Raw genomic sequence first — 15,265 nt, 5'->3', positions numbered from 1 at the left:
GAGAGGTTGTGTTAGCGCCTCTCCCCGGTTATTAATTTTGTTACCTCACATTTGGGTTTCTGTCGATTTCCTTTTGTGGAATAGGGGCAAGCAACTCTTCTGTCGTTATATTGTAGTTTAAGGAGGCTCCCTGACCGTTTTTCTGCGCATTCATGACGGCAATTGCCCGGTTATTGCGGAGAAGGTCAAACCAACGCTGGCCTTCAAAGGCAAGTTCCAGGCGGCGTTCTTTTTCTATTGCAAGACGCATGGATGCCTGGTCGTTAGCCGGCGTAGGCAGCAGGTCTACGCGGTCCCTGATCTGGTCTACCAATGGTTTTGCCTGAGCAAATCCACCAGCACCTGCCTCGTTCAATGCTTCCGCCTTTAGCAGGATAATGTCTGCCAGACGAATGATGTAATTGTTGGCCTTATCGTCTGTTCTATGTTTGTACACATATGGATAGTTGCTTTTTGGCCAGTAGATGTCCGACCAATCTTCGGAGCTGGCATTACGGAAGGTAATGCTGGAGTTCTTGCGGATGGCATCACCTTCGGCATCAAAAGCTGCTACCAGGTCGTTGGTTGGTGTTGTGAAGCGTTTCCATCCATTACCAATGTGTAATCCTGGCATCCAGTTTCCACGTCCTTCCGGGCCACCCCAACCGTCGAACTGCATTTCCCATACCGATTCAGTATTATTTTCATGGGCACCGTCAAACAGCTGATCATAGCTACCCACCAAAGTGTATCCTCCGTTAATTACCGCATCACTATACTGAATTACTTTTGCATAGTCTGGGTTAGGCTTGGTCGCATATACTTTCGCCAGTAGGGCATTCACGATGCCTTTCGTAATGATGCCTTTATTTGGTGCAGTGGTACGTACGTTAGCAAGTGCGTACTCCAGATCCGTAATGATTTGTGCGTACACAGCATCTAAAGGTGCGCTCGAAGGTTTCATTTCTTCAAGTGTAGCAGGCGATTTTAGTACCAGTGGTACAGAGCCAAATACACGGGCAAGGTAAAAGTAATGGTAAGCCCTCAATGCAGAGGCTTCTCCGAGGATCTGCGCACGTCTGCCGTTGGCATCCAGTGCGGGATCCTGAATGTTGGGCACATTTTCCAACACTTCATTTGCATCCTTGATATTGGTATATAGTTGTGCCCAGTCGCGGTCAATGTTTCCATTGGTTGCATTTACCGTAAACAGGTCCATGGCAATGTTATTCGGGTTGTCGCCACCTGCATATGCATTGTCAGATGTTACGTCACCGTGTAGGATCAGGTCCCATATGTGTACATCTGTATACATGCTGCCATAAGCTCCGGCAAGTAGTTTTTCTGCACCTGCGAGGTCAACGAAGGCAACATCTCCTGTCACCTGGTTGAAAGGCGTCTTTTCCAGGAAGTCTTTTTTACAACCGCCCATCACACCAATTACAAAGGCTGATGCGGCTATAATGGAATATAATTTAATTTTCATCGCTATTTCTTATTAAAATCCAACATTAACACCAAAAAGGAAACTTCTGCTTTGCGGATAAGTTCCATAGTCAACACCCATTGATGGACCATTTGCATTGTCGCGGTTTACCTCAGGATCCAAACCTTTATAGTCTGTGAAAGTAAATATGTTATATCCTGTAGCAAAAACGGTCAGTTTGCTCATGTTCCATTTACCAAGTGCAGCAGGGCCGAAGTTGTAAGACAAGGTTGCTGTTTTCAGACGCAGGTACGAAGCGTTTTCTACGAATCTGCTGGAGGTGAGGGAATTATCGATCGACTGGTAGGAAGCACGCGGGATGTTTGTATTGGTGTTTTGCGGCGTCCACCTGTTTAATACAGCGGTCGACTGATTTTTGGAGTCGCTCATTGATTCAAGGTCTATCCTCGAAGCGTTGAACAGCTGGCTGCCCTGTACGCCCTGAAAGAAGAAGTTGAAACCCCAATTGCCATAAGACAGGTTGTTGGTCAAACCATAGGTGAAGTCAGGCTGCGCAGATCCAATATATGTCCTGTCGCCTGGGTCAACCTGATTGTTGCCGTTAAGATCGGCATATGTGGCGTCTCCCGTTGCAGGGTTTACACCTGTAAACTGGTATCCATAAAAGCTGCCCAAAGGCTGGCCAACTTCAATCCTTATCGCATCTGTACGTCCGTTGATGCCACCGAAGGTCAGGTTTTGAGTGGTTTCACCAAGACTGGTCACCTTATTTTTGTTGAAGGAAATGTTGAAGTCAGTACTCCATCTGAATTTTTCCCTATCAAAATTTTTGGTAGACAATACGAACTCAAGTCCCTTATTCTCCATGGAGCCAACATTGTAAGCTTGTGAGCCAAAACCGGAGCTTGGAGCCAACTGTACGTTGATCAACAGGTCATTGGTTTTCTTGATGTACGCATCTGCAGTAAACGTTACCCTGTTGTTGAACATAGTCAGGTCCAGACCGACATTGGTCTGTGTCGTTCTTTCCCATGACAGGTCATTGTTTGCCGGGTTGCTCAGCGTATATTGTCCTTGTGCGTTGATCTGATAGAGTTTCATGTATGCGTAATCTCCGATACCCTCATCATTTCCTACAATACCCCAGCTACCACGTATTTTCAGGTCATTGATGGCTTTCACGTCTTTCATAAAGTTTTCACCAGAGATTCTCCATCCTGCAGATGCAGAAGGGAAATATCCAAAGCGGTTGTCCTTAGCAAAGCGAGAGGAACCGTCGGCCCTGAAGTTGGTGCTGAACAGATATTTACCATCATACGCATAGGTTACGCGGGCCAGGTATGATTGTTTTGACCACTGTGCACGTTGAGGAATGGTAAGCCCAACGGAAGGTGTTTGGGGAATGGTACCGGTTGGGATATCGTAAAAACGTGTTTCACGATAATCGCGGTATTGCCAGTCGGACTCCTGAATGGTATAACCACCGGTAGCAGTGAAAGCATTCTTGCCGATGTTTTTGGTGAAATTCAGGATATTCTCATTTAACCATACATGTTCATTAGTACGGTTGTTATCTAAAATACCTCTTTCCTGGCGACCGTAGGACGTCATGAACGGATCCTGGTATCCCGAGTAGAAGTTTCTGTTGATGTTGGTGCTGATGGTAGACTTAAAGGTAAGGTCCGGAGAGAATTTGATCTCACCGCCAAATGCACCAATGAACCTGAAGTTTCTTGTTTTGTTATCTTTACCGTAGGCCAGTGCAATTGGGTTATCCCATCCGCCCGCATTTGGTACCGAAGTATAAATACCTGAAGGGGTATAGATGCCAATTGTGGAGGGAGTGGTTAAGGTCGATAGGATGACACCACCGCGGTCAATACCATTGTTATCAGGCACGTCAATAGAATTTCTTGCCGTTAATGCTGCTGTTCCGTTGAATTTCAGCCATTTGGTTACTTGCTGAGTTCCATTGAAGTTCATGGTGTATTTGTCCAGTTTGGCAGGAGCAACTACCCCTTTGTCCTGTTGGTAACCGGTGGAGAAGTAATACTGCCCGCCTTTTACACCACCAGAGAGGGATACCTGATACTGGTTCTGTGTACCTGTTCCGAAAGTTTCTTTTTGCCAGTCGGTATTTGCACCTGTCCCGAAGCTGGTATAACCCAGTTCCGTCATCAACGCCGTGTATTGTGTACTGTTTAGCACATCCTGTTTCCTCCAGAAGTTGGAGAATCCAGTGAAAGCATTGAATTCTACTTTCACCTTACCCTCAACGCCTTTTTTGGTGGTGATGAGTACCACACCATTGGCACCGCTGGATCCGTATATCGCTGCTGCTGACGCATCCTTTAAGATGGTCATCGACTCAATATCATTTGGGTTCAGGAAGCCGGCGTTTCTTGAAGTCACCCCATCGATAACATATAGAGGGCTGTTGGAAGCTGTGATAGAAGTATTACCACGGATACTGATGGCCATTTCTGAACCTGGCTTTCCGGACTGGGAGCTGATCTGCACCCCGGCCGCTCTACCTTGTACCGCCTGCAATGCATTCGTTACGGGTTGGTTTTTCAGGTCTTTGGAAGAGATCGACACGACTGCTGTGGTCAGGTCTTTTTTTGTTTGTGTACCATAACCTACAACGACGATCTCATTGAGCTGGTTATTCTCTTCTGAAAGACTCACATTAATTGCTGTTCTGTTGTTGATGGATTCTTCAATGCTGACAAATCCAATGAAAGAAAATACAAGCGTTCCATTAGCGGGAGCACTGACGGAGTAACTTCCGTTGGCTTCGCTGATGGCGCCTTTACTGGTGCCTTTAACTTTCACGGATACTCCGGGAATAGGCTGGCCTTGCTGGTCCTTCACCTGGCCTTTGATGTTGATCTCCTGAGCCATACTCACGGAGATACTGCAGAGCAGACAGATGATGAAAAGAGTAAACTTTTTTCTCATGATTTTTGCTTTTGTTTAATTTATTTGATGAGGTAAAGTTAACACGGATTTAATGTGAATTCCTAGTGTTTCGATGAATATATTTTTGGTAATTAGTTGATATTTAGTTAGTTGTGTTGATTGTGATACGCTTCGGTACCCTAGGCCTAAACCGGCATAAGTGCTGATTTTCAATGTGTAGGGATGGATACTGCAGGTCTTTGTCTGCCTGAACTGATACGCTTAAATACCCTATAAAAAAAGCATAAAAAAATAGGTTTTAAGGTGACGAAAATGAGCTTCTGAAACCTGAAAACCTGTTTTATGGGGATAAGAATACATGTTTTTATTCGAGCACCAGCAAGCTCCAGCCGTTTTTGTTGGCCTTTTTGAGCATAGCTTTTCGCTCTTCCATGACCTCCTTAATGCGGGAACCATAAGTCCAGCAGGTACTCTGCCGGATGCCCAGGATTTCTGATAGTTTATGGGAGGAGATCTTACCCTTGGTAGAGTAGATGAGGAAGATCATATAGAAGGCTTTGACAATAGGAATCCTGGTGTTGTGGAAGATGGTGTAAGTGGTAACAGACTCTTCGTAGCTGCATTTGCTGCACCTCCTGCTATAGGCGATGTGGCCTGCATAGTAGTGGTTGTTTTTACACTTTCTGCAAGTATATCCGTTTTTCCATTTCAGCTCAGAAAGAAAAAGGTTACAGTGCTCCTTGTCCGGATAAATGCGGCTGAACTCCTCGAAGTCCACATCTGCCGACATCACCCTGTCTCGGGTTACCTTCTCCACATTGGTCTGCAGCTCCTGGTTGTCCTGTTCGAGCAGCACATTCATTCTGGAGATCTCCTCGGCCTGCTGTTTCAGCATATCGTTGGCTTCCTGCAGCTCGCTGTTTTTGGATTCAATGATCAGCGACTTATGGTATACCTCCCGGGTGCGCTCTTCTACCTGCCGCTCCAGTTCCTGATTCAGGTTGTCTTTTAACTTCGCATTGACGGCCATCTGCTGGATCATCTGCCGCTGTACCTTATCCTTTTTGTTTTTGAGGATGCGGACTTTATCGCCGATGGCGAGGGAAAGAAATACCATTTCCAGGATGAAACAGAAACTCAGGCTGTAATAACTGATGGCACCGAAGTTCAGCCATGCAAAGCCCAGCATGATCAGGAACTTCAGGAGAAAGCCAGTAAAGAGAAAGCTGTAACCCAGCACAAAAAAACGTGCTGGAAGGTAACCTTTCCTGTAGATGTAAATGCCGGTATAAAAGGCAACAGCCAGTGGAATGGCGTCAATGAACTTGTAGTTGAAGAGTGTCTGGTCAAAAAGAAAGGCGTAGACGAAAAACAGGCTCCTGATGGCAATGATGGCGATGATCAGCTGATTTAACTTTGGCGCTTTAGCCTTTACGAAGAGCAGCTTCCTGGTGAAGAGCAGGGCGAAAATGCTGACAGAATACAGGGAGAAAGCGTAGGCAATCTGGTTCCATTCCGGCAATCCTGGCCATAGGTACTGGTAGGCAATACCATCGGTGCTCATCTCAAAAAAGCCCACGCTCAGGTTGTACAGCACATAATAAAGGTATTGCTGCTGCCGCATGGAGAGGTACATGATCAGGTTGTACAGGCTGAAGACAAGGATCATCCCATAGAAAATGCCGAAGTAAAAGTATTCATCCAGGGCGTAGGAGATGAACCAGTCCACAGACCTCAGGACAATTATGGCATCACCGATCTGGGAAGTCCTGATCTTAAAGTAATAGGTTTCCACCTCGTCGTGGTCGTTGTTGAGCAGGAGCTCGAAGTTTTTATGGTGCAGGTCGCGGTGGTCAAACTTGTAGTTGTCACCGAACTCCTTTACCGTATATTTTCCTCCTTTATGTGGGATGTAGGCGACAATATGGTCCAGCGTCTGGTCGAAAAATTCAAGGAGAAATGTCTTCTGTGCTTTGGAGTTGTGCCTGATCCTGATGCGGAACCAGTAGGTGCTATTGATCTGGCTGGTTTGGGGTGTACTCTTGATGCTGGCTTTGAAGGCGCCTTCTTCTGCCTTGCGGAGTACCTGCTGGAAGTTCAGCTGGTTAGAAGGGTCATGAAATTCTTCTATCTGCGCAAAGGAGAAGATGTGTTGATTGGTCTGATCGTCTACTGCAACCGTTTCTTGTGCCTGTGTACGGTTACTCAGCACAGCCATCAGCCATAATACCAGGATGACAATCCGTCTCACATAAGAAAAGTTGAGGGGCATAGTTATTACAGGATCTTATATTTAGTATTGAGCCTGCAAAGTTGCGATTATTATTCCGTAAATTCTAAGGCTGCAGCCTCCCAGCCAATCATTGCTGCCTTTCGGTCGGGCCCCCAATGGTATTGTCCGATGTCGCCGGTGGAGCGGATGACACGGTGACAGGGGATGAGGTAGGCAATGGGATTGTCGGCAACAGCAGATGCTACGGCCCTGCAGGCCTTACTTTGGTTGGCGGCATTTGCCAGCCCGGAATAGCTGACGAGGTCGCCGCTGGGCACTTTCAGCAGTGTTTCCCATATTTTCAGTTGAAAGGGGGTGCCTTTCAGGTGTAGTTTTACCTGCTGAAGGTTATTGAAGTCTTTTCTGAAGATGCCTAAAGCATTTTCTTGTAGGGTATCAGTTGCTTGCCTGTAGCTGGCATTTGGCAGGCGCAGCCGGAGTTCCTGTAATGGCACCTCCGGATCATCAGCAAAAGCCATATAACAGATGCCCTTGTCTGTGCTTGCGATGAACAGCGGGCCAAAGGTGCTTTCCTGATAGCTGTAGTTGATCTGCAGGTTGATGCCACCATTTTTATATTCCCCCGGGGTCATGCCCTCCAGCTTAATGAAAAGGTCATGCAGGCGCCCCGTGCCAGATAAACCGGTGTCATGGGCAAGATCAAATAACGTAATTTCTGTGGCACTGCTGATCTTCGACTTTGCGTACTGGATGTTGAGGTATTGCAGGAACTTTTTCGGACTGACGCCGGCCCATTCCGTAAACATCCGCTGAAAGTGGAAGCTGCTCAGGTGAACATAAGCGGCAACTTCTTCCAGCGTGGGCTGCATTCTGAAGTTTGACTTCAGGTAGCCGATGGCTTTTTCAATTCTCTGGTAGTCGATCTGAACTTCTGTTTCCATTTATGCTGATGTCTTTAGGTGGATATCCTGAATGCGGTGATGTCTTTCAAAGATAGCGGAACCGGCATCACTGTAAAACCCGAAAGTTGCTGTTTTTATTTTCGGGTTTTACAGAGGATAGGTGTTTGATGACTACCGGCCGTCAAAGCTGCGGAAGTAGCCGCATTCCTGCAGAATCTCCTGGTAGAACTTTGTGTTGGCATACTGCTGTTTCAATGCACCAAAGTACTTGCCGAAGAACAGCTCCTTCACATCGGCATCCCACATATTGGAACTTTCAGGCAGGTCATAGGCTTCTGTATAACTTTCATTGCGTTCACATTTGCTGGCCATGAACACCGCACGGGCACGTTGTTCATTGGTGGCGGCGGCATCACGTGCAATCTGGTAGTACTTTTCTGCGGGCTTGCAGGAAAGTATCATGTTCCTGAAAGCAGAGGGGATGCTGGTAGGATAGGTGACGTCAGCATTGGTAACGGCCGACTGGTAGAAGGTTCTTCCATTTCCATAATAGGTGATGTTGTAAAAGGCGTTGGCCAGCAGGTAAGCGTTATTATGAACATTTCTTCCCGCTTTAATTTCTGTGCTCAGGTTGTTCATCATCCGGAGCATCTTGGATACCGTGAACTTTGTCGACTGTGCCATCTGGTGGTCACAGTCATGGCAGTCGTTGATCCTGATGTTGAAAGGGTTGCCCAGGAGAGGGGTACTTTCACCATTGCTCTTTTCCAGCATGGCCAGTGCCTGCGGCAGCTTGTCCTGGTACACGAGTACCATGGCCTGGTAGTAGTTCAGGTCTTCAGTTTTAAGCGGATAGTACCTCAGCATGGCTTGCTCGAAGGCCGTTTTATTGGGTTTATTGAGCAGCGCCTTGAGCTGTTCGATCTGTGCATTGCTGCGGTAGAAGTCGCTGTAAGATTTGAATGCCGCTGCCTTTACCGGGTTGCCCGCTTTCTTGTAGAGCTCAGAGAGAAGGTCTATGGTCTGGTCAACCGCCAGGTAATAGCGGAGGTAAGGAACATCCTGCTTTTGTGTTCTGAGGTCGGCGAACCAATTCAGCGGTTCAATGAGTTTATTTTCTGTGGCCGCATCAATGGATTTTAGCTGTCTGACGTACAAGGACCAGTCGAGCAGTTTATATTGGGCCAGCACACGCTGATCATCTTTTGGTAGTTGACCTTTTGCCTGATCATAGAATTGCTTAGCTATAGGGTAGTCGCCATTCAGACTATGCAGGTAGCCGGCGGCGAGGTTCCAGAAATAAGGTTTCGCGGTGTTGTTCTTTTTCGCGATGCCACCGATGAGCACAAGATTCTTACGAAGTGTTGTCTTTGCAGCTGTGTCTTTGTCGTTGTAATAATAGGCACCGTTGAGGTCACTTTCTGCAGAGTTGACTATCCTGCTGAGCAGGAGGTCAAGTTTTTCCGACTGTGGGTCGAGGGCAACGATCTCCGTAATGGCACGTTCTGCATCGAAGTAAGTACCGAGCATTTGCCAGAGGGTGATCTTCTCTTCTTTGGTTTTGGCCATGTCCAGGGTCTGCTTCCAGTCGGACTCTTCCTGAGGATGGAAGCTCCATTTTGCGGGGATCTTCATCTCATAGGAATAGTTGTAACAGAGGCTGTTCAGGTAGTTTGAGGTTGCGTAATCATTTTTGCTGTAATATAGACCTGCCAGGTAACCCAGGGTTCGGTAATAGATCGTGTTTTTCGGGAAACTTTCTTTGGAGGCATTAAAGGTCTTCAGCGTGCGTGATGTTGCAACGGTTGCCGACTGGTCGGCACGTTCCAGGAAGTAATAATACCGCAGCAGCTGGAACCATAAACGTTGTTTTACAAAAGTGTCCTTTGCCTGTTTAAAGGCCGTGCTGAGTGAAATCTCTAATTGTTGCGGCACTTCAACTTTCGGCTGGTCATCTCCCCAGTAATAAGGCTGATAATTTGCGGCGAACTTTTCACAGGCTTTGGCTAGCAGGAGGTAGTCCATGAAGATGGTCAGTTGTTTTTTGTTGACCTGTAAGGTTTTCAGCTGGGGGAGCTTTGCAGGGAGGCTGGCAATGGTGCCTTTATAGTTTTTGTACACGGAATCAACGCCACTGTAGCTGGCTTCCAGCAGCAGGTATTGAAGGGTGGCAGCCGGAACTGTTTTCTGGAAATAAGCATCCCAGTCGGCCAGTACCTCCTTATTATATCTGGTGTTGCTGTTGTCGTCCTTATAAGTCTCGTCGCCATAATAGGAACGATAGGGAGTGTAAAAAAACGGAGTATATGCTTCGGACACGAATGCTTCCGGCGTGAAGCTGGAATACTGGCTGTCGTCCCAGCCCGCATCGGCACATGCCCATACGATACCTCCCAGGGAAAGACTGCAGAGGCTAAAAGTAAGCAGAAGTTTTTTGGAGATCTTTTGCCTTAAATGATGATAAGTCGAGGTTGCCAAGTTCATAGTAGATGATGTTTCGTTTTTCGTTTTTATGGAGTTGTGGAGCGAGCTGTTTTGCTGCTGTAGTCAGCAGCTTGGAGTCAACGGCTTCCAGTTTAAAAAGGTCGTTTGTTTTTACATATACGCCGGAGAGGAAAAAGCTCTTCCTGGCCCTGTATACATTTTTATGTTCTGTAGGTTCAAAATTTTCCTGGTTGTTCAAGGCCGTTTTTCCAATTTTGCCATAGATCTGTATGAGCTTTCCGTGTCTGATGTGCAGCGACCACGAAAAGAGGGGCAGGGCAATGTCAAGTGGTAACTTATAGCTGGAAAGGTAGGAGATGTAAGGTGCTGCGTCTTCCTTATTGTAGATGGAGTTACGCGCAGATAGGTCTGCGGAAAGTTTGCCCATGTTATAGAACATGAGGATCCCCCGGTCTACGGGAGGAATACCTGTGCGGAAATGGTATTTTACCTGGTGTAACCTAATGGTAGCTTCTAGTTTTTTATGACTGAACTTTTTGAGCTGTGAGAGGAAGCGAAAGTATTTCTCGCGGGTAGACACGGTCCAGTCGCAATCAATCTGCATGGACTCGTAGTTCAGGTGTTGCGCTGCGGCAAGCTGCTGACTGATTTTATTGAGGTAGAAGGCGAGGCTGTCCGTCTCCTCAATTTTGATTTTTTCAAAACTCTGGTTGGTGATAAAGATGACGGGGGTGACTGCCGTTTTGCCAATGGAATCACGAAAGCGGATGACGGCTTCAGGGGCCAGCTGTTTGGTACTGCTGTTCCATTTTACATCCATGAAACGAAGGTATAGCCGTCTGCTGTCGGTCTGCTGTAGCAGCTCGCTTTGCTCAGGGCTCTGCTCATAAGTACCTTTCCAATAATAAAAAGCGCTGCTGGCGTTCGACTGATGCTGGCAGGCCTGCAGACAGCATGCCGTGAACAGGAGCAAGAGCACACATAGCCGAAGATAGATCGCTTTTTTTAACATATTAATGGAATCGGGGCGGTTGTAAAGTTAAACTAGATTTGCAGCATCTGCGAATACATTTAGTTTTTTTTGGAATTCTGGAATAATGGCTTACTTTTGTACTGTAATAAAATTAATTACAGAATGAACAATGCCCGGTTTGCCATTTCCTTACATATCCTGACTTTGCTGGAGAAAGCGAATGGGGAACTCATGTCTTCAGATTACATGGCCGGGAGCATTAACATCAATCCGGTGATTGTGAGAAAAGAACTGATCAATCTTAGGAATAAGGGTTTTGTAACGAGCAAAGAGGGTAAAAATGGAGGTAGTATGCTTGCAAAGGCGGCAAGCCAGATTTCGCTTGATGAGGTGTACCTTGCGGTGAGGCAGAACAATCTGCTGGGCAGCTCTAAAAATTCACCTAATCCTTTATGTCCGGTCGGGCGACAAATCAATACCCATCTGGATACACTTTATGAAACTACAGAACAGGTTCTTGTGCGTGAACTGGCAAAGAAAACACTGGCTGATTTCAGCAGGGAATTTGACTGATTTTTTTTAACTATAACTGTAACAAATAAAATTACAATATAAAATAAAACCATATGAAAGTATCATTAATCGGAGCAAGTGGCTTCGTAGGATCAAGCATCCTTAAAGAATTAACAGACCGGGGGCATGAAGTGGTGGCTATTGCGCGTGATGCGCAGAAAGTGAATGCCGGTCAGGGATCGGTAACGCTAAAATCTGTAGACGTATCGGATGTAGATGCCCTGGCTTCTGCAATGGAAGGCACAGATGCAGTCATCAGTGCGTATAATGCGGGCTGGACAAACCCTAACATTTATGACGATTTTATTGCCGGTTCAAAAGCAATTCAGGAAGGTGTAAAAAAATCAGGTGTAAAACGCCTGATTGTGATTGGTGGTGCCGGAAGTTTGTTCATCGACGGTAAACAACTGGTGGATGGTCCCGATTTTCCTGCGGAGATCAAACCGGGTGCTACGGCAGCGCGTGACTACCTGGATATCCTTAAGTCGGAAAAAGATTTGCAATGGACATTTTTTAGTCCGGCGATAGAAATGCACCAGGGCATTACCACTGGCCGCACGGGACATTACCGTCTGGGTACAGAGAGTCCGGTATTTAATGAAGAAGGCAGGGCGATTCTTTCTGTGGAAGATCTTGCGCTGGTAATTGTGGATGAGTTGGAAAACCACAAATATCCTCAGCAAAGATTTACCGCGGCTTATTAGGCCAGGTCAGCGTAGTAAAAAAGCCATCATCCCCCGCGTGATCAGGATGATGGCTTTTTGCGTTTCAGGTCCTGCTCCTTTTTTGCTTCTATTTCCTGGACCACAAGTAGCAACTGGCCTGTCCCCAGGTCGAGAAATCCCTGGTCATAACAGAAGTGGTAATTGGTGCCATTTTTTGTGGTGTAGATGTGGGTATGGTAATTCTGGTTAAAACCCATCTTCAGCACTTCGGTCTGCCTGACCATTGTTTTTCCCGTTGGGTTTAATTGTTTCAGTATACCCCTGTTTTTCTTCAGAATTTTATTGATGACCACAATGGAGGCGGTAGTGATGTGGTGGTGGTTGTAGTAATGGCTACGGCACTGGGGGTCACAGAATTTTTTGTCTGAACGTCCCTGAACAGGCTGGCCGCAATCTAAACATCGTTGAGTCTTTGTCGTCATCTTCCTGGAGTTTGAGTAACGGTGAATCTATAGCCATTTAAAATATTTTACATCACCTTTTGTTGAATTTTCGTTCAGAAAGTATTGCAGTGCCCATTAAACGTTTAGATACGTTTATAAGCGTATCTAAACGTTTAACAAACGACTATGCCGGATCCGAATGTGGAGCTTTGTATTGTCGGTGGCCATGGAGGCTGCTGTTCAATAAACGGTAAACAACTAAATATTATGGAGATGGAAAAGTTAAGAAACAGCGTGTATTTAATGGGAAATGCAGGAACGGACCTGATTGTAGTCAATTTTTCTGAAGGACGGAAGATGGCCCGTGTGAGCCTGGCGGTAAATGAGTTTTATAAGAATAGTGCGGGGGAAGCCATTAGTCATACCCAATGGTTCAACCTGGTGTTCTGGGGGAAAACAGTTGCGATAGCGGAGGCGCTGGTAAAAAAAGGAAAGATGCTCTGTGTGGCAGGCAGGCTGAACACACAGAGTTACGTTGATAAAAAGGGAAATCAGCGCTTTACTACTGAGATCTTTGTCAACAACCTCCAGGAGGACGAATAAAGGGCGTTTATTGAAAATGAATGCTGAGGCCTCCGTAGAAGTTTCTGCCGGCGGCGGCATTGAAATACCGGTTTCCAGCAGCATTCAGGTCATTGCCAAGGCTGTATTTTTCATCCAGCAGGTTGTCGGCGCCCATAAAAATTTCCATTGGAAACCTGCCGATCCGCATGGAGGTCATGCCAACCTTGGCCTGGACCAGGTGGTAACGGCGGGCATAGACGGTATTGGCATCATTAAGGGGGATGCTGGAAGTGTAGTTGTGCTGCAGGAAGAAGTAGAATCCTGCAGGCAGCTGTGCATCTCCACTGGTGACGATCATCTGTTTGGGCACGCCGGTCAGGTCATTGCCGGAGAAGTTGTTGCCACGGTCTGTATAGTCTTCGAACTTAAACCGGCTCAAGGTGATGGCAGTATTCAGTTTCAGGGCCCTGAGCCATCCGCTGTGTTTCGGCTGGAGGAGAGAGAGGGATACCGAGCTTTCCAGTCCCCATTGTTTGGTGCCCCCGGCGTTGACAAAAAACTCGCTGTCGTTTTCATTGAGGCGTCTGACAATTGCATCTTTCAGGTGAAAATAGAAAGCGTTCAGATCAGCGGAGATCCTGCCGCTAGGGTCCTGAAAGCGGAGGCCTGTCTCGTAGTTCCAGCCGTACTCTGGCTGGAGTGTGGTATTGATGATGTTGTCTGAGGCCCTTACCTCTGCAGCTGCCGGTGCTGAATAACCTCTGCTTGCGGTGGCCCTGGCAGAAAACGCCGGATTGAACATATAGGATAATGCCAGGCGTGGCATAAACTGTGGATCAAAGGTGTTGCTGCGTTCAGCGATGGCTTGTGGCGCAATGCTTTCATAAATGTACCTGTTGAGGTTAAGGCTTCCGGAGAGTTCCAGCAGCCACTGGTTCCAGTCGGCACTGACGTTGATGAAGGCGAAGTTGGTCCTTGTTTTTAGTCGGTCGGAAGCCTGTACAGCAGCGGGGCGGCCGAGGTTATTGTCGTAGTTGTCAATATCGCTTCGGGTCTGCATAGTTTCAAGGCCAATCTGTGTGGCCCAGTTCAGGTCGGCTGTCCTTTGTTCGTACTGCAGGTAGGAGCGCAGGCCGAGACTCAGTTCTTTTCTTTTCTCGTAGTTGAGAATGAAGGGGTTCTTAAAGTCGGTATAAGTAGAAAAAACTGACACCAGATGTTTGACCCGCTCAGAGATGCGCCAGTCGTGGGTAATGCCGGCATATCCGGTTTTGCTGTAGATGCCGGCCTGCTGCTCGATGGCACTTTTGATATTCCCGGCGGCCGGACGTGAAGCCCTTGGATTGTTTAGGTACTGTGCTGCGGTAAGTCCTCCGGGTGTCTGGTAGTGAATGTCGGAGTAGAAAAGCAATGCCTTCAGACTGCTGTTGGAGGCATAGTCCCACTTTTGCAATGTCTGGATGTATTTCCTGTTCATGGCACTGTGGTCTCTGTAACCATCGCTCCGTTGATAGGCCTGAGTGATGTTGAACTGGTAGTTGCGGTAGATCTGCTGAAGGCTGAGCTGCTGGCGAAAAGTACCGTAGGCACCTGCCTGTAGTTTGAGGTCGGCGCTGCTGCTGTCGGCACTCTGCTGGGGGCTGATCAGCACCACGCCTCCGGAGTTTGCGCCAAAGATACTGCTCTGCGGGCCTTTCAATATCTGAAGGTTACTGGCGGCGGCTACATCGAGTGCATTCAGGTAGCTGTTTCCTCCTGCGTCGGTCAGAGGGAAGTCGTCGAAGTAGATTTTTACATTTCTAACACCAAAAGGTGAGCGGAGGAGGCTGCCCCTGATGGAGAGGCGGTAGCTGCCCGGAGAGCGTTCTTCCATGCGTAGGCCGGGGATGGTGTTCATCGCCGCCACGAATGAGGTTGCGGGTTGTGTATTCAATGTGGAAGAGTCCAAAAGGCCGACGGCTCCCGTAGCCCTCAGCATAGGTTGTGTGCTGAAGTATGGCCGGATTTGTACTTCCCTTAATTTCTTTGTGGTATCCAATTGCTGGGAAAAGGTAAGGAATGGGATCATACAGCAAAAAGCGCAAAAAAATGTTTTGGTCATGAATGGAGTGATATGGAA

At 47.2% G+C, this 15,265-nt stretch carries 11 protein-coding genes; 3 read left to right on the top strand and 8 right to left on the bottom strand.

Translation table 11 applies throughout. The features are described 5' to 3' along the window. Positions 1 to 40: 40 nt before the first annotated feature. The 6 genes from PBAL39_RS18695 to PBAL39_RS18670 form a co-directional block, all read right to left on the bottom strand. On the bottom strand, positions 41 to 1,465 hold the full coding sequence (locus PBAL39_RS18695; protein WP_008244424.1) for a RagB/SusD family nutrient uptake outer membrane protein: 1,425 nt from the start codon (positions 1,463 to 1,465) through the stop codon (positions 41 to 43). Between the two features lie 12 nt (positions 1,466 to 1,477). After that, positions 1,478 to 4,387, bottom strand: a complete 2,910-nt coding sequence (locus PBAL39_RS18690; protein WP_008244423.1) for a TonB-dependent receptor — start codon at positions 4,385 to 4,387, stop codon at positions 1,478 to 1,480. 325 nt (positions 4,388 to 4,712) lie between these two features. After that, positions 4,713 to 6,599 carry a 7TM diverse intracellular signaling domain-containing protein gene (locus PBAL39_RS18685; RefSeq protein WP_232282982.1) on the bottom strand — a complete coding sequence of 629 codons (1,887 nt, stop codon included), beginning with the start codon at positions 6,597 to 6,599 and terminating at the stop codon, positions 4,713 to 4,715. 71 nt (positions 6,600 to 6,670) lie between these two features. Next, positions 6,671 to 7,522: a methylated-DNA--[protein]-cysteine S-methyltransferase gene (locus PBAL39_RS18680; RefSeq protein WP_008244421.1), complete on the bottom strand. Its 852-nt coding sequence runs from the start codon at positions 7,520 to 7,522 to the stop codon at positions 6,671 to 6,673. 132 nt (positions 7,523 to 7,654) lie between these two features. Next, positions 7,655 to 9,967 (bottom strand): hypothetical protein, encoded by a 2,313-nt coding sequence (locus PBAL39_RS18675; RefSeq protein WP_008244420.1) that lies wholly within the window; start codon positions 9,965 to 9,967, stop codon positions 7,655 to 7,657. After that, a complete protein-coding gene (locus PBAL39_RS18670; RefSeq protein ID WP_008244419.1) occupies positions 9,897 to 10,940 on the bottom strand; it encodes a hypothetical protein in 1,044 nt (347 codons plus the stop codon). The genes PBAL39_RS18675 and PBAL39_RS18670 overlap by 71 nt, the downstream gene beginning before the upstream one ends. Before the next feature lie 123 nt (positions 10,941 to 11,063). On the opposite strand from PBAL39_RS18670, the gene PBAL39_RS18665 reads away from it, so the two are divergent. Then, positions 11,064 to 11,474: an Rrf2 family transcriptional regulator gene (locus PBAL39_RS18665; RefSeq protein ID WP_008244412.1), complete on the top strand. Its 411-nt coding sequence runs from the start codon at positions 11,064 to 11,066 to the stop codon at positions 11,472 to 11,474. 53 nt (positions 11,475 to 11,527) lie between these two features. Then, positions 11,528 to 12,178, top strand: coding sequence for an NAD(P)-dependent oxidoreductase (locus PBAL39_RS18660; RefSeq protein WP_008244411.1), 651 nt, complete (start codon positions 11,528 to 11,530; stop codon positions 12,176 to 12,178). 41 nt (positions 12,179 to 12,219) lie between these two features. Here PBAL39_RS18660 and PBAL39_RS18655 read toward each other — a convergent pair whose 3' ends face one another. Then, positions 12,220 to 12,621, bottom strand: a complete 402-nt coding sequence (locus PBAL39_RS18655) for a hypothetical protein (protein WP_039867091.1) — start codon at positions 12,619 to 12,621, stop codon at positions 12,220 to 12,222. 234 nt (positions 12,622 to 12,855) lie between these two features. On the opposite strand from PBAL39_RS18655, the gene PBAL39_RS18650 reads away from it, so the two are divergent. Beyond that, on the top strand, positions 12,856 to 13,185 hold the full coding sequence (locus tag PBAL39_RS18650; RefSeq protein WP_039867121.1) for a single-stranded DNA-binding protein: 330 nt from the start codon (positions 12,856 to 12,858) through the stop codon (positions 13,183 to 13,185). A gap of 7 nt (positions 13,186 to 13,192) precedes the next feature. Here PBAL39_RS18650 and PBAL39_RS18645 read toward each other — a convergent pair whose 3' ends face one another. Continuing rightward, on the bottom strand, positions 13,193 to 15,247 hold the full coding sequence (locus PBAL39_RS18645) for a TonB-dependent receptor (protein WP_050784365.1): 2,055 nt from the start codon (positions 15,245 to 15,247) through the stop codon (positions 13,193 to 13,195). Positions 15,248 to 15,265: the final 18 nt, after the last annotated feature.

This window comes from Pedobacter sp. BAL39 (assembly GCF_000170795.1).
In the GTDB taxonomy this organism is placed as follows: Bacteria; Bacteroidota; Bacteroidia; order Sphingobacteriales; family Sphingobacteriaceae; genus Pedobacter.
Note: the sequence above shows the minus strand (reverse complement) of the source record. Positions and strands in the feature narration are given on the sequence as shown.